This window comes from Pseudomonas sp. 10C3 (assembly GCF_036346185.1).
In the GTDB taxonomy this organism is placed as follows: domain Bacteria; phylum Pseudomonadota; class Gammaproteobacteria; order Pseudomonadales; family Pseudomonadaceae; genus Aquipseudomonas.
The window spans coordinates 18,780-37,467 of the sequence record NZ_JASJVE010000003.1 but is presented as its reverse complement, the minus strand read 5'-3'; the positions used below and the strand labels follow the sequence as shown (position 1 = coordinate 37,467).

The 18,688-nt window shown below is 58.4% G+C and carries 12 protein-coding genes and 1 pseudogene; 10 read left to right on the top strand and 3 right to left on the bottom strand.

Features of this window, described 5'->3' with window-relative positions:
- Positions 1–302: 302 nt before the first annotated feature.
- The 5 genes from putA (at position 303) to selO (ending at position 13,088) form a co-directional block, all read left to right on the top strand.
- Positions 303–4,256 carry a trifunctional transcriptional regulator/proline dehydrogenase/L-glutamate gamma-semialdehyde dehydrogenase gene (gene putA, locus QN399_RS03625; RefSeq protein ID WP_330200566.1) on the top strand — a complete coding sequence of 1,318 codons (3,954 nt, stop codon included), beginning with the start codon at positions 303–305 and terminating at the stop codon, positions 4,254–4,256.
- Between the two features lie 199 nt (positions 4,257–4,455).
- Complete coding sequence (locus QN399_RS03620) at positions 4,456–6,258, top strand: acyl-CoA dehydrogenase (RefSeq protein WP_322177486.1); 1,803 nt, start codon at positions 4,456–4,458, stop codon at positions 6,256–6,258.
- Between the two features lie 177 nt (positions 6,259–6,435).
- On the top strand, positions 6,436–8,178 hold the full coding sequence (locus QN399_RS03615) for a potassium/proton antiporter (protein ID WP_322177485.1): 1,743 nt from the start codon (positions 6,436–6,438) through the stop codon (positions 8,176–8,178).
- Positions 8,179–8,213: 35 nt separating this feature from the next.
- The gene (gene mscK / locus QN399_RS03610; RefSeq protein ID WP_322177484.1) at positions 8,214–11,576 is read left to right on the top strand and encodes a mechanosensitive channel MscK; all 3,363 of its coding nucleotides are present in this window, start codon (positions 8,214–8,216) and stop codon (positions 11,574–11,576) included.
- 48 nt (positions 11,577–11,624) lie between these two features.
- Positions 11,625–13,088 (top strand): protein adenylyltransferase SelO, encoded by a 1,464-nt coding sequence (gene selO / locus QN399_RS03605; RefSeq protein ID WP_322177483.1) that lies wholly within the window; start codon positions 11,625–11,627, stop codon positions 13,086–13,088.
- Here the strand turns inward: selO and QN399_RS03600 are convergent.
- The gene (locus tag QN399_RS03600; protein ID WP_322277916.1) at positions 13,027–13,854 is read right to left on the bottom strand and encodes a hypothetical protein; all 828 of its coding nucleotides are present in this window, start codon (positions 13,852–13,854) and stop codon (positions 13,027–13,029) included. The genes selO and QN399_RS03600 overlap by 62 nt on opposite strands.
- 100 nt (positions 13,855–13,954) lie before the next feature.
- A complete protein-coding gene (locus tag QN399_RS03595) occupies positions 13,955–14,401 on the bottom strand; it encodes a hypothetical protein (protein WP_322177481.1) in 447 nt (148 codons plus the stop codon).
- A gap of 418 nt (positions 14,402–14,819) precedes the next feature.
- Between QN399_RS03595 and trxC the strand changes: the two genes are divergently transcribed.
- The gene (gene trxC, locus QN399_RS03590; protein WP_219064475.1) at positions 14,820–15,254 is read left to right on the top strand and encodes a thioredoxin TrxC; all 435 of its coding nucleotides are present in this window, start codon (positions 14,820–14,822) and stop codon (positions 15,252–15,254) included.
- Between the two features lie 131 nt (positions 15,255–15,385).
- Positions 15,386–15,748: pseudogene (locus QN399_RS03585) on the top strand (PAAR domain-containing protein); the annotation flags it as partial.
- A gap of 52 nt (positions 15,749–15,800) precedes the next feature.
- Here the strand turns inward: QN399_RS03585 and QN399_RS03580 are convergent.
- Positions 15,801–16,580, bottom strand: coding sequence for a ParA family protein (locus QN399_RS03580; protein WP_219064476.1), 780 nt, complete (start codon positions 16,578–16,580; stop codon positions 15,801–15,803).
- Positions 16,581–16,941: 361 nt separating this feature from the next.
- Here QN399_RS03580 and QN399_RS03575 point away from each other — a divergent pair, with 361 nt between their 5' ends.
- The 3 genes from QN399_RS03575 to QN399_RS03565 are packed head-to-tail and all read left to right on the top strand — an operon-like array spanning position 16,942 to position 18,684.
- Positions 16,942–17,661 carry a beta-ketoacyl synthase chain length factor gene (locus QN399_RS03575; RefSeq protein WP_322177480.1) on the top strand — a complete coding sequence of 240 codons (720 nt, stop codon included), beginning with the start codon at positions 16,942–16,944 and terminating at the stop codon, positions 17,659–17,661.
- Positions 17,637–18,449 (top strand): lysophospholipid acyltransferase family protein, encoded by an 813-nt coding sequence (locus QN399_RS03570; RefSeq protein ID WP_322182993.1) that lies wholly within the window; start codon positions 17,637–17,639, stop codon positions 18,447–18,449. Before QN399_RS03575 ends, QN399_RS03570 begins: the two co-directional genes overlap by 25 nt.
- Positions 18,424–18,684: a phosphopantetheine-binding protein gene (locus tag QN399_RS03565; RefSeq protein WP_219064478.1), complete on the top strand. Its 261-nt coding sequence runs from the start codon at positions 18,424–18,426 to the stop codon at positions 18,682–18,684. The genes QN399_RS03570 and QN399_RS03565 overlap by 26 nt, the downstream gene beginning before the upstream one ends.
- Positions 18,685–18,688 lie beyond the last annotated feature (4 nt).

Sequence of the window (18,688 nt, the reverse complement as noted above, 5' to 3'; positions counted from 1 at the left end):
CCTTGGCCGCGAATCCTAGTCAACTATGCAAATAAGGCGCAACCAGTTTTGGAAATTAAGTTGCACCTTATTGAGTCTTTTACGTACCGGAATGTTTTTTGCTTCCTTTCGGAGCAAAAAAGCACTTTTACATAATTAAAAGCACCATAAGAGCGCGCTTAGTTCTGGCTGCTCCTCGTTTTCCGAGATGAGCAAAAAATTTCCGATGAAAATAGGTTGCACTAGGTTGCACCCCGTCAAACGCGAGGCTAATCTGAGCGCCAGCTGATGCCACACCGTGGTGGCGATAACGAGGACAAGAAATGGCGACGACCACCCTGGGTGTCAAACTTGACGACCCTACCCGTGAGCGATTGAAAGCCGCTGCTCAATCAATCGACCGCACTCCACACTGGTTGATCAAGCAAGCGATTTTCAACTACCTGGAAAAACTCGAAGGGGGTGCAACCCTGACAGAGTTGAACGGGCTGACACTCAAGGATGGCGACGACCACGTCGGCCTGCCAGCAGACATCGCCCACCAGTGCTTCCTCGAGTTCGCCGAGAGCATCCTGCCGCAATCAGTTTTGCGTGCGGCGATTACCTCCGCCTATCGCCGCCCGGAACCTGAAGTGGTACCGATGCTGCTGGAACAGGCGCGCCTGCCCGTGAGCATGGCCGAGGCCACCCAGAAGCTCGCCGCGAGCATCGCCGAAAAACTGCGCAATCAGAAAAGCGCGGGAGGCCGTGCCGGCATCGTCCAGGGTTTGTTGCAAGAATTCTCGTTGTCCTCTCAAGAAGGCGTGGCACTGATGTGCCTGGCCGAAGCGCTGCTGCGCATCCCGGACAAGGGCACCCGCGACGCACTGATTCGCGACAAGATCAGCACCGGAAACTGGCAGCCGCACTTGGGCAATAGTCCGTCGCTGTTCGTCAACGCTGCCACGTGGGGCCTGCTACTGACCGGCAAACTGGTCGCTACCCATAATGAAACAGGCCTGACCTCTTCGCTGAGCCGGATCATTGGCAAAAGCGGCGAGCCGATGATCCGCAAAGGCGTCGACATGGCGATGCGCCTGATGGGCGAGCAGTTCGTCACCGGCGAAACCATCGCAGAAGCCCTGGCCAATGCCAGCCGCTTCGAAGCCAAGGGCTTCCGCTACTCCTACGACATGCTCGGTGAAGCGGCCCTGACCGAACACGACGCACAGAAATACCTCGCGTCCTACGAGCAGGCGATCCACTCCATTGGCAAAGCGTCCCATGGTCGTGGCATTTATGAAGGCCCCGGGATCTCGATCAAACTCTCCGCCCTGCACCCGCGCTACAGCCGCGCGCAGTACGAACGCGTCATGGAAGAGTTGTACCCGCGCCTGTTGTCGCTGACCTTGCTGGCCAAGCAATACGACATCGGCCTGAACATCGACGCCGAAGAGGCCGACCGTCTCGAGCTGTCACTGGATCTGCTGGAACGCCTGTGCTTCGAGCCGCAGCTGACCGGCTGGAACGGCATTGGCTTCGTGATTCAGGCGTACCAGAAACGGTGCCCGTATGTGATTGACTACGTGATCGATCTGGCCCGCCGCAGCCGCCATCGCCTGATGATCCGCTTGGTGAAAGGCGCGTACTGGGACAGCGAAATCAAACGCGCCCAGGTCGACGGCCTGGAAGGCTATCCGGTCTATACCCGCAAGGTATACACCGACGTTTCCTACATCGCCTGCGCACGCAAACTGCTGTCTGTGCCGGAAGTCATCTATCCGCAATTTGCCACGCACAACGCCCACACCCTGGCAGCGATCTACCATATTGCCGGTCAGAACTATTACCCCGGCCAGTACGAGTTCCAGTGCCTCCACGGCATGGGCGAACCGTTGTACGAACAAGTGGTGGGCAAGGTTGCCGATGGCAAGCTGAACCGCCCATGCCGGGTCTATGCACCGGTCGGCACCCACGAAACATTGTTGGCGTACTTGGTACGTCGCCTCCTGGAAAACGGCGCGAACACCTCGTTCGTCAACCGCATTGCCGACCACTCCATCGCCATTCAGGAACTGGTGGCCGATCCAGTGAGCAGCATCGAGCAGATGGCCGCGCAGGAAGGCGGCTTCGGCCTGCCACACCCACGTATCCCGCTGCCGCGTGATCTTTACGGCCCGGCTCGCGCCAACTCCAGCGGTATCGACCTGGCAAACGAACACCGCCTGGCGTCGCTGTCCTCGGCATTGCTGGCAACCGCGCACAACGACTGGAAAGCCGCTCCGATGCTCGGCAGCCCTGCGAGCACCGGCGCTTTTGCGCCGGTCCTGAACCCGTCGGATTTGCGTGATGTGGTCGGTCACGTTCAGGAAGCCAATCTGGAAGACGTCGATAACGCCATCCAGTGTGCGCTCAACGCCGCCCCCATCTGGCAAGCGACACCACCCGCAGAACGCGCTGCGATCCTGGAACGTGCCGCTGAGTTGATGGAGGGTGAAATCCAGCCGTTGATGGGCCTGCTGGCGCGTGAAGCCGGCAAGACATTCGCCAACGCCATCGCCGAAGTACGTGAAGCCGTGGACTTCCTGCGTTACTACGCAGTGCAGGCGCGCAATGACTTCACCAACGACGCGCATCGCCCCTTAGGGCCAGTGGTCTGTATCAGCCCGTGGAACTTCCCGCTGGCTATTTTCAGTGGCCAGGTCGCCGCCGCATTGGCCGCCGGTAACCCGGTGCTGGCCAAACCCGCCGAACAAACCCCGCTGATTGCTGCACAAGCGGTGCGCTTGTTACTTGAAGCCGGCATCCCTGAGGGCGTGGTGCAACTGCTGACGGGCCGTGGTGAAACGGTCGGCGCACGTCTGGTGGGGGATAATCGGGTCAAGGGCGTGATGTTCACGGGTTCGACCGAAGTCGCGCGCTTGCTGCAACGCAATATCGCCGGTCGCCTGGACGCACAAGGTCGGCCGATTCCGCTGATCGCCGAAACCGGCGGACAAAACGCGATGATCGTCGACTCCTCCGCGCTGACCGAACAAGTGGTCATCGACGTGGTGTCCTCGGCCTTCGACAGTGCCGGTCAACGCTGCTCGGCTCTGCGTGTGCTATGCCTGCAAGAAGACTCTGCCGACCGCGTGATCGAAATGCTTAAAGGCGCCATGGCTGAATGCCGCCTTGGCAACCCGGAGCGTTTGTCCGTGGATATCGGGCCGGTGATCGATGCCGAGGCCAAAGCCGGGATCGAGAAGCACATCCAGGCCATGCGCGACAAAGGCCGCACCGTGTACCAGATGGCGATTGCCGACAGCACAGAAATAAAGCGCGGCACCTATGTGATGCCAACCTTGATCGAACTGGAAAGCTTCGACGAACTGCAACGGGAGATCTTCGGCCCAGTGCTGCACGTGGTGCGCTACAAGCGTAAGGAACTGGACCAGCTGATCGGCCAGATCAACGCCTCGGGCTATGGTCTGACGCTCGGTGTGCACACGCGTATCGACGAAACCATCGCCAAGGTCGTCGACAAGGTCAATGCCGGTAACGTCTACGTCAACCGCAACATCGTCGGCGCTGTAGTGGGTGTGCAGCCGTTCGGAGGTGAAGGGTTGTCGGGCACCGGGCCTAAAGCCGGTGGACCGCTGTACCTCTATCGCCTGCTCTCGGTTCGCCCGGTGGATGCCATCGAGCAGTCCTTCGCTCGCGGCGATGCGCTGGCTGCGCCGGACACCCAGATGCGTGAAGCCATGAGCAAACCGCTCGGCGCCCTGCAAGCCTGGGCCAGCAGTCACCAGCAAGACGCGCTGGGCGCGTTGTGCAAACAGTTCGCCGAGCAGTCGCAAAGCGGCACCATCCGCTTGCTGAACGGCCCGACCGGCGAACGCAACAGCTACAGCCTGCTGCCCCGTGAGCATGTGCTGTGTCTGGCGGACATCGAAGCTGACCTGTTGATCCAGCTGGCCGCCGTATTGGCCGTCGGTAGCACCGCTGTGGTGCCGGAAAACGACGTGAGCAAACCACTGCGCGCTCGCCTGCCTAAAGAAGTACAGGCACGCATCCAGTTGATCGCTGACTGGAACAAGGACGAAGTGGTCATCGATGCAGTCCTGCATCACGGCGACTCCGACCAACTGCGAGCGATCTGCCAGCAAGTCGCCAAACGCGCTGGCGCTATCGTCGGGGTTCAAGGCCTGTCACACGGCGAAACCAACATCGCGCTGGAGCGCCTGGTGATCGAGCGAGCCCTGAGCGTGAACACTGCGGCAGCAGGAGGAAATGCCAGCTTGATGACGATTGGTTAATCGTTAGCGCAGCGGGTACAAAAGGGGAGCTCAGGCTCCCCTTTTTTTCACAAAAAAATCGTCCGGCAAATTTGAAACAGCACGTCATCTAACTCGACTTACCCCACGTTTTACCCCTCCATCACCCGCATCAATCTTGCTATTCAGCAGCCTGCTCCAACGCCTAGACTCCGAGCACTCCAAAAAAAGGTAGGCCGCCATGTCCGAGACGCTGCTCAGTTCCCGCAATCTGGCTTTCGAGCTGTATGAAGTGCTCGATGCCGAAGCCCTGACCCAGCGCGAGCGTTTCGTCGAGCACAATCGCGAGACCTTCGATGCGGCGATTAGTACGGCGCGGACCATTGCGGAAAAGTATTTCGCCCCGCACAACCGCAAGGGTGACGAGAACGAGCCGCGCTATGAAAACGGCGAGGCGATCCTGATCCCGGAGGTCAAGCCTGCGGTGGATGCATTCCTTGCAGCGGGCTTTCTTAATGCCGCACGTAGCTTCGAGGCGGGCGGTATGCAGTTGCCTACGCTGCTGTCGCAAGCCTGTTTTGCGCATTTTCAATCGGCCAATGCCGCGTCGACGTCGTACCCGTTCCTGACCATGGGTGCGGCCAACCTGATCGAAAGCTTTGGCAGCGAAGAACAGAAACAGCGCTTTTTGCAGCCGATGATCGACGGACGCTTTTTCGGCACCATGGCCCTGACTGAACCGCATGCCGGCTCCTCGCTGTCGGATATTCGCACCCGCGCCGAACCTGCGGCGGACGGCAGCTATCGCCTGCGCGGCAATAAGATTTTCATCTCTGGCGGCGATCATCCGTTGTCGGAAAACATCGTGCACATGGTCCTGGCCAAGCTGCCTGACGCCCCAGCCGGGGTAAAAGGCATCTCGCTGTTTATCGTGCCCAAGTTCCTGGTCAACGATGATGGCAGTCTGGGCAAACGCAACGACGTGCTGCTGGCCGGTTTGTTCCACAAGATGGGCTGGCGCGGCACCACGTCCACGGCGCTGAACTTTGGTGATAACGGCGAGTGTGTCGGCTATCTGGTGGGCAAGCCGCATCAAGGCTTGAGCTATATGTTCCAGATGATGAACGAAGCACGGATCGGCGTCGGCATGGGCGCCGTGATGCTGGGTTACGCCGGGTATCTGTACTCACTGGAGTACGCCCGCGAACGCCCGCAAGGTCGTCTGCCGGACAGCAAAAACCCGGAAACCGCGCCGGTTGCGATCATCCAGCATGCCGACGTCAAACGCATGTTGCTGACGCAGAAAGCCTACGTCGAAGGCGCCTTCGACCTCGGTCTGTATGCGGCGCGGCTATTTGACGACACCACCACCGGGGAAACCGAAGAGGTCCGCAAGCAGGCCCACGAGTTACTCGACTTACTGACGCCTATCGTCAAATCCTGGCCCTCCGAGTTCTGCCTCAAGGCCAACGAACTGGCGATCCAGATTCTCGGCGGCCATGGCTACACCCGCGAATACCCGGTGGAACAGTACTACCGCGATAACCGCTTGAACCCGATTCATGAGGGTACTCACGGCATTCAGTCGCTGGACCTGCTCGGGCGAAAACTGGGGCAAAACGGCGGTGCCGGACTCAAGCAACTGATCCGCCTGATCGCCGACACCGCAGCACGTGCTCAGGCTCATGAAGGTTTAACCCCGCTGCGCCAACCACTGGAGCAATTGGTGGCACGCCTGCAAACCGTGACCATCGGCCTGTTGACCGACCTGGCGCAGGGCAAGGTCAATAGCAGCCTGGCCAATTCGGCGCTGTACCTGAAGGCGTTCGGCCATACCGTGATCGGCTGGCGCTGGCTGGAACAGGCGATCCGCGCAGAAGAAGGCCTGGCAAAAGGCAACGAAGCCGATGTCAGCTTCTATAAAGGCAAGCTTCAAGCTGCCCGGTACTTCCTGACGTGGGAAATACCGGGCTGCCATCACGAGCTGGCGATTCTCGAAGCGCGGGATGACACCTGCCTGTCAATGCAGGACGCCTGGTTTTAACGGGCTGGCAGACTCGCTGTCGCGCACGTCATAAGGCAAATCATCCCGACTGATCCAAGCCCCAAACAGACAAAGCTTTGACAGCCAGCCAATTCAACAGGTTAGAATCGCTTGGCACGCGGACTGCATAGGCAGTTCGCGCCCAGCCTTTTGAATTTGCTTTCTGGAGTACCGCCCTTGGATGCAACAACCATCAACAGCCTGTTCTTGATCGGCGCGTTGCTGGTGGGTGCAAGTATCCTGGTCAGCTCCCTCTCTTCACGTCTGGGCATCCCGATTCTGGTCATCATCCTCGCGGTGGGCATGGCCGCGGGCGTCGATGGCGGCGGGATCATTTTCGACAACTACCCAACGGCGTATCTGGTCGGCAACCTCGCCCTGGCGGTGATTTTGCTCGATGGCGGCTTGCGCACACGCGTCGCCAGCTTCCGGGTTGCGCTGTGGCCGGCCCTGTCATTGGCAACGGTCGGTGTACTGATCACCACCGGGCTGACCGGGGTAGCGGCTGCATGGTTGTTTAATCTGAATTTGATTCAGGGCCTGTTGATCGGCGCCATTGTTGGCTCCACCGATGCTGCGGCGGTCTTCTCGCTGCTGGGCGGCAAAGGCCTGAACGAACGGGTCACCGCCAGCCTGGAAATCGAATCCGGCAGTAACGACCCGATGGCGGTTTTCCTGACCGTGACCCTGATCGACATGCTCGCCAGCGGCGAAACCGGCCTGCACTGGGGCCTGCTGGGGCAACTGATTCGTGAGTTTGGTATCGGCGGGATTATCGGTCTGGGCGGCGGCTGGCTGATGCTGCAACTGGTCAACCGGATCAATCTGGCAAACGGCCTGTACCCCATTCTGGTGATCAGCGGCGGGCTGGCGGTGTTTGCCCTGACCAACGCCATCCACGGCAGCGGCTTTTTAGCGGTGTACCTGTGTGGCCTGGTGCTTGGCAACCGTCCGATCCGCAGTCGCCACGGCATTCTGCACATGCTCGACGGCATGGCCTGGCTGGCGCAGATCGGCATGTTCCTGGTGCTGGGCCTGCTGGTCACACCGCATGATTTACTGCCTATCGCCCTGCCCGCGCTGGGTCTGGCACTGTGGATGATTCTGTTTGCCCGGCCGCTGTCGGTGCTGGTCGGCCTGCTGCCATTCAAGGCGTTCCATGACCGGGAAAAAGCATTTATCGCCTGGGTCGGTCTGCGCGGCGCGGTGCCGATCATTCTCGCGGTGTTCCCGCTTATGGCCGGGCTGCCCCACGCCCAGCTGTATTTCAACCTCGCGTTTTTTATCGTACTTGTCTCGTTGTTGGTCCAGGGAACCAGCCTGCCGTGGGTCGCCAAGCTGCTGAAAGTCACCGTACCGCCAGAACCGGCACCGATTTCACGCGCCGCGCTGGAGGTGCATGCCACCAGTGAGTGGGAACTGTTCGTTTACCGCCTGGGTGCTGAAAAATGGTGCATCGGCGCCGCCCTGCGTGAACTGAAAATGCCCGAGGGCACCCGTATCGCGGCCCTGTTTCGAGGTCAGCAACTGCTCCATCCGTCGGGTAGTACCACCCTTGAAGTCGGTGATCTGCTTTGCGTGATCGGCCATGAACATGACCTGTCTGCCTTGGGCAAGCTGTTCAGCCAGGCCCCGCAGCGCGGTCTGGATTTGCGTTTCTTCGGCGACTTCGTCCTCGAGGGAGACGCTCAGCTCGGGCCTGTCGCAGCATTGTATGGTTTGAAACTCGACGGTCTGGATCCAGAGATGCCGCTTAGCCAATTCATCATTCAGAAGAATCGCGGCGAGCCTGTGGTCGGCGATCAGATCGAATGGAACGGTACCATTTGGACCGTTGCGGTGATGGACGGGAACAAGATCCTTAAAGTCGGCGTCAAATTTCCCGAAGGGAGCCGCCCAGGTCCTGGGTTGTTCCTCTAAACTCCCTCTCTCTTCGATCAGTTCGACCGGTACTTATGCTCAACCTGCGCACTTTTTTTGTTGCCGCCCTTCTTGGGCTCTGCCTCTCTACCATCCCGGCACAGGCTGCCGAGCCGCCCACCCGCAGCGCCGTACAGCAAAGTCTGGATAAAATTGCCGAACGCAAATTGGCTGATGCGGATCAAAAAGCCCTGCAACAGGTGCTTGAGCAAACCCTGACGCTGATCGCCAGCAAGGAAGACGCTGAAAAGCGTCTGACCGAACTCAAACAGCAACTGAGCCTGGCTCCGCGCCAGACGGCGGAAAACCAGCGCGAACTGACTCGTCTCAAAGCCAGCAAAACCGTCCCGACGACCCAGCGTTACGCGAACCTCGACGTGCCGCCACTCGAGCAAATGCTCACCGAGCGCAGCACTCAGCTCAACGACCTGCAAAAAAGCCTGAACGATGCTAACAGTCTGACCATCACCGCACAGACCCGTCCGGAACGGGCGCAGGCCGAGATCAGCAGCAATCAGACGCGCATTCAGCAGATCAACAACCTCCTTAAAACGGGCAAGGACAGCGGCAAACCACTCAGCGCCGACCAGCGTAACCAACTCAATGCCGAACTGGCCTCGCTCAACGCCCTGACGGTATTGCGCCGTCAGGAACTGGCAGGCAACAGCCTGCTGCAAGATCTGAGCAGCAGCCAGCATGACCTGCTGACCGAGCGCGTCAGCCGGCAAGAGCAGGATATTCAAGACCTGCAAACCCTGATCAACGACAAGCGCCGTGCCCAGTCACAACAAACCGTCACACAACTGTCCATCGAAGCACAAAAAGCGGGCAGCAGCAGCCTGCTGGCCACTGAAAGCGCGGCCAATCTCAAACTCTCGGATTACCTGTTGCGCGGCACTGACCGCCTCAACGACTTGACCCAGCAAAACCTCAAGACCAAGCAACAGCTGGATAGCCTGACCCAAAGCGATCAGGCGCTGGATGAACAGATCAGCGTGCTCAAGGGCAGCCTGCTGCTGTCCAAAATCCTCTACAAACAGAAACAGGCACTGCCGCACCTGACGCTCGACAGCGGCTTGGCAGACGAAATCGCTGACATTCGTCTGTATCAATTCGAAGTCAATCAACAGCGGGAATTGATCAGCAGCCCAAGCGCTTATGTCGAAAAGCTGCTCGCCACCCAACCGCCAGAAGACGTTACGCCGCTGCTGCGCAAAACCCTGCTTGACCTTGCGACCACCCGCAGCGATCTGCTGGAACGTTTGAACCGTGAGCTGAGCGCGCTGCTCAACGAGTCCATTACCCTGCAGCTCAGTCAGAAACAGCTGGCCAGCACGGCGCTGAGTCTGCGTTCGACCCTCGACGAGCAGATGTTCTGGATTCCCAGCAACAAACCGCTGGACCTGGAATGGATAGAAGGCATCCAGCCGCGCCTGACAAAACAGCTCGCCACCCTTCCATGGACGTCAAGTGTCAGCGAGTTGGCAGACGGGCTGACAAGCAGACCCCTGCTGTTTCTGCCGCTGCTGTTGTTGATCGGCGCACTGGTATGGAAACGCAAAGCGCTCTACAGCAAGCTGAACAAATTGCACTCCGATATCGGCCACTTCAAACGCGACAGCCAATGGCAGACACCGCTGGCGATCCTGATCAATATCTTGCTGGCCATGCCCGTGGCGCTGGGCCTGGCGTTGTGTGGCTATGCCTTGCAAATTGACGCACGCGGGCAAAACGCCAACCTGGGCTCGGCCTTGCTACAAATCGCCCTGGCCTGGCTGGTGTTCTATACCGCTTACCGGATTCTCGCGCCGGGAGGCGTCGCACAACTGCATTTCCGCTGGGAAAAACCACAGGTTGAATTCCTCAGAGGCTGGATTCGCCGCCTGGGCCTGGTGGTGCTGGCGTTGGTCGCCGTCGTTGCGATGGCGGAACATCAACCTGCCGCGCTGGCCGACGACGTCCTGGGGATTGCCGTTGTTCTGACGTGCTACGCCATGATGACCTGGCTGCTAAGCCGTTTGCTGATCAGCAGCCCCACTCGCGAGAGCGCGTCGCTGTTCCGCAAAGCGGTCGGCGTGATCTTCACCGCCCTGCCAATAGCCTTGTTCATCGCGGTGTGCTTCGGCTACTACTACACCGCGCTGAAACTCAGTGATCGACTGATCAACACCCTGTACTTACTGATGCTGTGGCTGGTCATCGAAGCCGCCTTCATCCGCGGCCTGGGCGTAGCGGCAAGGCGTCTGGCCTACCAGCGCGCCCTGAGCAAACGTCAGGCGGCCAAGGAAAGCGGTGACGGTGACTCGGTAATCGAAGAGCCGACACTGGATATCGAACAGGTCAACGAACAGTCCTTGCGCTTGATTCGCCTAGCCCTGCTCGGCGGCTTTATCGGCGCGCTGTATTGGGTCTGGTCCGACCTGATCACGGTATTCTCCTATCTGGACAACATCACCCTCTACGAATACACCAGCGGCACCGGCGCGACCATGAGCATGGTGCCAATCAGCCTCGGCGACATGATTGGCGCACTGATCATCATCTGCATCACCGTCGTACTGGCCGGTAACCTGCCAGGCCTGCTCGAAGTGCTGGTGCTGTCACGCCTGAGCCTGGCCCAGGGCAGCGCCTACGCGACGACGACCCTGCTGTCGTATGCGATTGCCGGGGTCGGTTTCGTTTCCACCCTGTCGGCGCTGGGCGTGAGTTGGGACAAACTGCAATGGCTGGTCGCGGCACTGTCGGTAGGTTTGGGTTTCGGGATGCAGGAGATTTTCGCCAACTTCATCTCCGGCATCATGATCCTGTTCGAACGTCCGGTGCGGATCGGCGACACCATCACCATTGGCAACCTGTCAGGCACGGTCAGCAAGATCCGTATCCGCGCCACGACCATCACCGACTTCGACCGCAAGGACATTATTGTCCCGAACAAGACCTTCATCACCGGGCAATTGATCAACTGGTCACTGACCGACACCATCACCCGCGTCACCCTGAAACTGGGGGTCGATTACGGCTCGGACTTGGAGTTGGTGCGCAACCTGCTGCTCAAGGCCGCCCACGAAAACCCGCGGGTACTCAAAGACCCGCCGCCTATCGTGTACTTCCTGAACTTCGGCGAAAGCACCCTCGACCACGAGCTGCGCATGCACGTGCGTGACCTCGGCGACCGCAACCCGGTACTCGACGAGATCAACCGCTTTATTAATCGCGAGTTCAAGGCACACCACATCAACATCTCGTTCCGCCAGGTGGAGGTCTACCTCAAGAACATGCAGGGTCAGGAATACAAGATGGTGCCCATCGAAGCCGCAGACAAAACCAGTGCACCGGTCCCGCCAGCGCCCCCTGCCGCCAAGGACGCACCCGAGCCACCGGACATCAGACTCGACTGATACGCTTAATCCCAGCAGAATGGTCGGACATTCTGCTGGAGGTGGCCCTTGAAAGCCCTCGACGAACTGACCTTCGACAACCGCTTCGCCCGCCTGGGGGATGCGTTCTCCACTTCGGTCCTGCCCGAGCCCATCGCTGATCCGCGTCTGGTGGTGGCAAGTGCTGCCGCCATGGCGTTGCTCGATCTCGATCCGGCACAGGCCGAACTGCCGGTCTTCGCCGAAATCTTCAGTGGGCACAAACTCTGGGCCGACGCCGATGCGAGGGCCATGGTGTATTCAGGTCACCAATTCGGCTCCTACAACCCACGGCTGGGCGATGGTCGCGGCCTGTTGTTGGGCGAGGTTTACAACGACGCTGGCGAACATTGGGACTTGCACCTCAAGGGCGCCGGGCAGACCCCTTATTCACGCATGGGCGATGGCCGGGCGGTATTGCGCTCATCGATCCGAGAGTTTCTGGCCTCTGAAGCTTTGCACGCACTGGGCATCCCCAGCAGTCGAGCCGCGTGCGTGATCGGCTCAAGCACACCCGTGTGGCGGGAGAAGCAAGAACGTGCAGCCATGGTCCTGCGCCTGGCGCCGAGCCATATCCGCTTCGGCAGTTTCGAGTATTTCTTCTACACCAAGCAGCCGGAACGCCTGAAAGAGCTGGGCGAGCACGTGCTGGCGATGCATTTTCCCGACTGCCTGGAACAGCCTGAGCCGTACCTGGCGATGTTCCGGACAATCGTCGAGCGCAATGCCGAGTTGATTGCCAAGTGGCAAGCCTACGGTTTCTGCCATGGCGTCATGAACACCGACAACATGTCGATCCTGGGCATCACTTTCGACTTCGGCCCGTTCGCCTTTCTCGATGATTTCGACCAGAACTTCATCTGCAACCACTCCGATCACGAAGGTCGTTACTCCTTCAGCAATCAGGTGCCCATCGGCCAATGGAACCTCAGCGCCCTCGCTCAAGCCCTGACACCGTTCATCAGTGTCGAAGCCCTGCGTGAAGCCCTCGGTCTGTTCCTGCCGTTGTACCAGGCTCATTACCTGGACCTGATGCGCAGCAGACTGGGCCTGACCCGCGCCGAAGACGGCGATACCCAACTGATCGAACGCCTGCTCAAACTGATGCAGAACAGCGGCGTCGACTACACCCTGTTCTTCCGTCGACTGGGTGATGAGCCCGCCGCCCTGGCCTCCACCCGCCTACGCGATGACTTTGTCGACATCAAAGGCTTCGATGTCTGGGCCACTGACTACCAAGCCCGGATCGCCCGTGAAGACAATGGCACCGAGCAACAACGCCAAGCACGCATGCACGCGGTCAACCCGCTCTATATCCTGCGCAACTATCTGGCACAAAAAGCCATCGACGCCGCCGAAGACGGCAACTATGAAGAAGTGCGCCGCCTGCACACCGTGCTGAGCAACCCCTTCGAAGAACAGCCCGGCATGGCTAACTACGCAGAACGGCCGCCGGAGTGGGGGAAACATCTGGAGATAAGCTGTTCATCCTGAGGCCAGGGACGGTGGGGCCAGACTCTTTTTCAGGCAGTTGTATATTTGCCAGGACTTCGAACAGGGTGAGGAGACGGTCGTCCTCGGTGTTTTGAACACCCCCGCCCTCGCTGATCCTGCCCAGCAGGCGGGTCTCATAATCGCCCGGGTATTGAGCCTGCTCGATAGGGGGTAATGATTTGTAGTGGGACAGCACTTCAGCATAGAACTTAGGTGTGTTGACGTTACCCTCACTTTCTTGCCTTGATTGGGCAATCACCTCGACTCGCCATTTTTGTTCTATATCATTAGCGTCATATGCAGCAGCTCGCCTCTCATTCACAGTATACGAACCGCTGTCATCGTAAATGATGAGGGCGAGTTGCTCGGTTGTCAGGTCAGCAAACGGACTCTTGGTACTCCTATCGCCCGTGCTGGCAAGGTTCACATACGCCGTAGCGTGCCGAGCCCTCGCTAATAAATCAGGATCGTCAGTTTCAGGCTTTTCCGCGTCATGCCTGACTCTTTGCGCATTGTAGCTATCGCCTAAAAAATCATCTTTCAACTTTCGAGCCATATCACCGAGCTCGCCACGGCTCGTATTTTTATCACGCACCTCCGCTCGCGCCGCGCTGTCACTCAACTGGCGAGACAGCGTTGATACCTTCACCGTGTCGGTTGAAGCGATTGCAGACTGGGCCGGCGTGCTGTCACTCATTGATATAGGCTGGGTGAGTATTACCGTACTGGATGAACTTACCGGCGAAGCCTGTATATTACTAATCATGTACCACCCCTGTTAATCGATAAAAACACGCCTTACAAGACTCTGCTCTGCACGCAGATATACCTGCAGAGCACGTCCTGTAAACCTGATAACCGACGTGTTATTTCATTGCAAATTCAACAGCCCATGCGTGAGTAGCAAAATCAACGGATGTGATCTTTACGTCACACCGAGCGCCCCCACTGGCGACTGCATTTTTATTCCATTTCGGCAGTTCCACGCCGCGCACACGCGACTTGAGATACGTCGTTGTGAACTGACAAGCCTTGGAGCCTATCTGGTAATGCACAACGGCATAATTCACATCCGGCGAAAGATTGCTTTGCACTTTATAACTGTCGAAACTTCCCTTCTCTACCTTATCGCCTGGGGTGGGCGAAGCATTCGCCTTGGTGCCGGCCCCATTTTTGCCCACGGCACTGTAGATCGCCGCCGCTGTGCCGTTATTTTTAAAAGTAACACTGACCGCCGGCCCGGCCTGCGCTGCCGAGGAAACAGTGACAGCCGCCAGCATTACCGAGAAAACGATGGGATTGATAATGTGCATTGTGATAGTCCAACTTGAGTCGAGGGTATTGTTTTTATATTGAAAACCGAACACTGCTTATTTATTAATAGGGGGCGATACGGGACCTCGACACTTATACATAGACGCTTATTCAAGAAAAACAACAGATTGATTGCTGTTGCCAGAGACTATCGAGCTCGATTGCCGAGCACCACTCCCTGAACGGGTAGTTGACTATCCCACAGGGACAAGTACCTAGGCCTGTAGGAGCAGGCTTGCCTACGATCGACTGCTTATTCGCACTCAAGACTGCGCGCCCCCGGTCATCCCTACAGATTTCCGGAAACTCACCGCCTATAGTTTAATCACTTGGATCTTTTCTAATAAAAGCCGACTTGATTCTCGACGCCAGCATCACCATTTATCTCAAATGCACACACTGCCAACGGAGCCTCCCATGCCAGACCCACTCCTGATCCCCTGCCCGCACTGCAACGGGCTCAATCGCATCCCGGCCGACCGCCTTGGCGATCAGCCTAAATGTGGGCGCTGCAAGGCGCAGGTAGTGCTGAGCAAGCCTTTCGAACTGACTCAGGGCGACTACGCCAGCCAGATCAAAGGCGATCTGCCGCTGTTGGTGGACGTGTGGGCGGCGTGGTGCGGCCCGTGCAAGTCTTTTGCTCCCGTCTTCGAACAGGCGGCCAGTCAGCTGTCAGGGCGCTGCCGGCTCGCCAAGCTGGACAGTGAGGCCAACCAACAGCTGTCGGCTCAGCTAGGCATTCGTTCGATCCCCAGCTTGATCCTGTTCAAGAATGGCCAGGAAGTCGCGCGTCAAAGTGGCGCCTTCCCTTTGCCGCAGCTACTGGCCTGGTTGAAAAGCCAAGGGATTTAGACGTTTTTCAGCAGCGGCACAGGTGCTGACTTTTCTGTAGGCCGATTCCGAAACAGGGTTTTCCGGCACCTGCTGCCGCGCTTTACTACTAGCCTTCCTTACTCTACTTGAGCGATGGGTAAGGACTATCTATGACATTTGTCATCAGGGAAGGTGATCTCACTACCACGGACGGTTTTGTCATAGCGGCTTCCGCCAAGGCAATCGTGTTGCTGCGCAAACTGGCGAGGATGGGCGACCCCGTGTGGTGCCCGGCGTGCGATAGCGTCGGTTACATCGCCCAAGGCAATCCAACTTACGTTGACGAGTATGTCGCGGTGGCAACCCACGGCCAGTGGGTGCAGTGCGGCTGCATGCTGGGCAGCCATCGATTGTTGGCGACACAAGACAGCATTCAGGCCGATATGGAGGCGACGATTCCCATCCCGGCAGACCTCGCCGAAGCCGCGCGGATGGCCGCCGAACAATGGTCCCGCGCCATCCACGACGGCTCATTGCGCGAGAAGTTGTTTTCACCTCTGCGACAACCCTCCAGTGCGGTAGGTGTCAGCGCTGAGCTCCCGATTCAAGCAGGTCGTGCAGATCAACGAACTGCTGGGTCAACTTGTGCCGTGGCTCGAGATGGATCAACGGAATGTTGGCCTGATGCGACTCGCGCATTTTCACCGAACTGTTGAGGTAAACCGGCAACACCGGCAAACCTTCAGCGATCAGCTCATCGAGGATTTGCTGCGGCAGACTGGCGCGGGACTGGAATTGGTTGACGATAATGCCTTCCACTTCCAGGCCCTCGTTATGATCTTCCTTCAGCTCTTCGATTTCCTTGAGCAGGCCATACAGCGCCTGACGCGAAAAACTATCGCAGTCAAAAGGGATCAATACCCTGTCGGCAGCGATCAGCGCCGAAACCGCGTAAAAATTCAGCGCAGGCGGTGTATCCAGATAAATCCGGTCGTAATCCTCGTCCAGTTCATCAAGAAGTTTTCGCAACTTGTTGATCTTGTGTTTGGCCTCAAGCTTGGGCTGCAAGTCGGCCAGCTCTGCCGTGGCGGTTACCACGTGCAGGTTGTCGAAGGGCGTTTCATAGATATCGACCTTATTCTTCTTGGCAAACGGACCTGACGACAGGGTTTGCTTGAAGAAATCGGCGATGCCCATCGGAATATCGTCGCCGGTCAAACCGGTGAGGTACTGCGTCGAGTTGGCCTGGGCATCAAGATCGATCAAAAGCGTCCGATACCCTTCGTGAGCGCTGACTGCCGCCAGGTTGCAGGCGATACTGGACTTACCCACTCCGCCTTTCTGATTGAACACCACGCGCCGCATGAATAGACCTCCTTGGTTCTGTAAATGGCCTTGATGAATGGGCCCGAGTCTAAGCAAAGCGGGTGACAAGGGCGAGCGCTTCATCTGAAAAGACGCCGATAACGGACTTAGGCTTACATAATTAATAGCGATTTTCCTACACAGCGAAGTCGAAATTAAAAATGCATAACGAAGGAACTATTTGTCTAAATAAACTATTCGTAACAGCATTTGCTACTCATCAGCCCCATCGGGATAATGCGCGCCTCTCGGCTAAAGCGCCTCACCCGAATGGGTGCCGTTTCGGCGAACCGTGCTCAAATGGGTGTTGTCTCGGAAAACCGCAGCGAAAGGCATGCCCGCAGGGGCGGGAAGAAAACTCGTGATCACGTTCAACATCGCACAATGGCGCGCCTGGGCCCCCGGCCTGGAAACGGTCGAGGACTGGCAGCAATGGAGCCTGAGCCCTTCCCTTTTAGACAGTGGGGATATGGCGCCCGACGTCTCGTTTTTGCCCGCTATGCAGCGCAGACGCTTGAGTCGCCTGGCGCGGATGGCTTTCAGCGTTGGCTGGCCATTGGCTGAAGGTCTTGAACAGCTTCCGCTGGTGTTCGTCTCGCGCCATGGCGAAACCCCTCGGACCCTCGACATCCTCTCCGATCTGGCCGCCAATCAGCCGCTGTCGCCCACCCAGTTCAGCCTCTCAGTGCACAATGCCGTGATTGGCCTGTGGTCGATCATGCGCGGTGAAACCAGTGAGATGACGGCGCTGGCTGCAGCGGGTGACGGCCTGGAACACGGTATTATTGAAGCCGTTGCCCTGCTGGCCGAGGGCTCGCCAGCCGTGCTGCTGATCGTCACGGAAGACCAGCCACCTGCAGCTTATGCCGACTGGATCGAGGACGTGCCCTTTCCCTACGCGGTAGGGCTGCTGCTGACCCCTGGCACCGACTGGCAGTTGTGCCTGAGCACCGGCAGCGAAAACATGTCCCATACAGAGTGGCCTCACGCCCTCAACCTGTTGCGCACGTTAACGAGCGAGCAGACCACCTGCCAACATTCATGGAAAAACCGATTGTGGACCTGGCAACGGACCCGCTGAGCAAGCGCCGCGACGCCTATTATTGGCGCCTGCTGGCTACCGCCCTGAGCTTTGCCCTTTTCGGGGTGGTCGGCCTGTGCCTGCGATTGGTGTTTTTCCCTTTGTTGAGCTGCCTGCCCGGCGATGCGCAACGCCATCGGTCCCGCGCCCGACGCACGATCAGTTGGCTGCTCTGGCGGTTCATCCGATTTATGGCACGCACCGGCGTGCTGACCTATGACGTCCAGGGCGCGGAAAAACTCGGCCGCCCGGGCCAGATGATCATTGCCAACCATCCGTCGCTGATCGACGTGGTATTTCTGATCGGGTTGGTGCGCAATGCCAATTGCGTGGTCAAACAGAGTTTGTGGCAGAACCCCTTTACCCGGGGGCCGGTGCGTTCCGCCGATTACATCAGCAATGATGGCAGCATGGAGATGCTCGATGCTGCCGCAGACGCTCTACGCAGCGGGCAGACACTGATTATTTTCCCGGAAGGCACGCGCACCACGCCGGGGCAGGTGCCTGCCTTTCATCGTGGCGGAGCCTCAATCGCACTGCGAGGTGCGAAACTCATTACCCCGGTGACGATCCAAGTCAATCCCAGCACCCTGACTAAAGCCCAGCCCTGGTATCGCATCCCAAAGCGCCGGGCGCACTTCAGTTTGCGCGTTGGGGCCGATATAGATCCACAAGCCTTTGCTGTGCTTGGCCCGGCACCCATAGCCTCGCGCAAGCTCAACGATTATCTGCATCAGTACTTCATCAAGGAGCTCGCCAAAGATGAGCGATCTGCACCTGGAAATTAAACAGCTGATTATCGACGCCCTGGGCCTCGAAGACATCAGCACCCATGACATCGGCAACGATCAGATCCTGTTCGGCGAAGGCCTTGGCCTGGATTCGGTAGACGCCCTGGAGCTGGGCCTGGCGATTCAGAAACGTTACGGCATCAAGATCGACGCCGACGCCAAAGATACCCGTAATCACTTCACCAGCGTGGACAGCCTTGCGGCGTTCGTCAGCGCCAGACAAGCGGCCTGAGGAA

Coding starts and splice junctions, on each gene's coding strand:
- putA (WP_330200566.1), top strand. CDS start 303: ATGGCGACGACCACCCTGGGTGTCAAACTTGACGACCCTACCCGTGAG.
- QN399_RS03620 (WP_322177486.1), top strand. CDS start 4,456: ATGTCCGAGACGCTGCTCAGTTCCCGCAATCTGGCTTTCGAGCTGTAT.
- mscK (WP_322177484.1), top strand. CDS start 8,214: ATGCTCAACCTGCGCACTTTTTTTGTTGCCGCCCTTCTTGGGCTCTGC.
- QN399_RS03600 (WP_322277916.1), bottom strand. CDS start 13,854: ATGATTAGTAATATACAGGCTTCGCCGGTAAGTTCATCCAGTACGGTA.
- QN399_RS03595 (WP_322177481.1), bottom strand. CDS start 14,401: ATGCACATTATCAATCCCATCGTTTTCTCGGTAATGCTGGCGGCTGTC.
- trxC (WP_219064475.1), top strand. CDS start 14,820: ATGCCAGACCCACTCCTGATCCCCTGCCCGCACTGCAACGGGCTCAAT.
- QN399_RS03580 (WP_219064476.1), bottom strand. CDS start 16,580: ATGCGGCGCGTGGTGTTCAATCAGAAAGGCGGAGTGGGTAAGTCCAGT.
- QN399_RS03565 (WP_219064478.1), top strand. CDS start 18,424: ATGAGCGATCTGCACCTGGAAATTAAACAGCTGATTATCGACGCCCTG.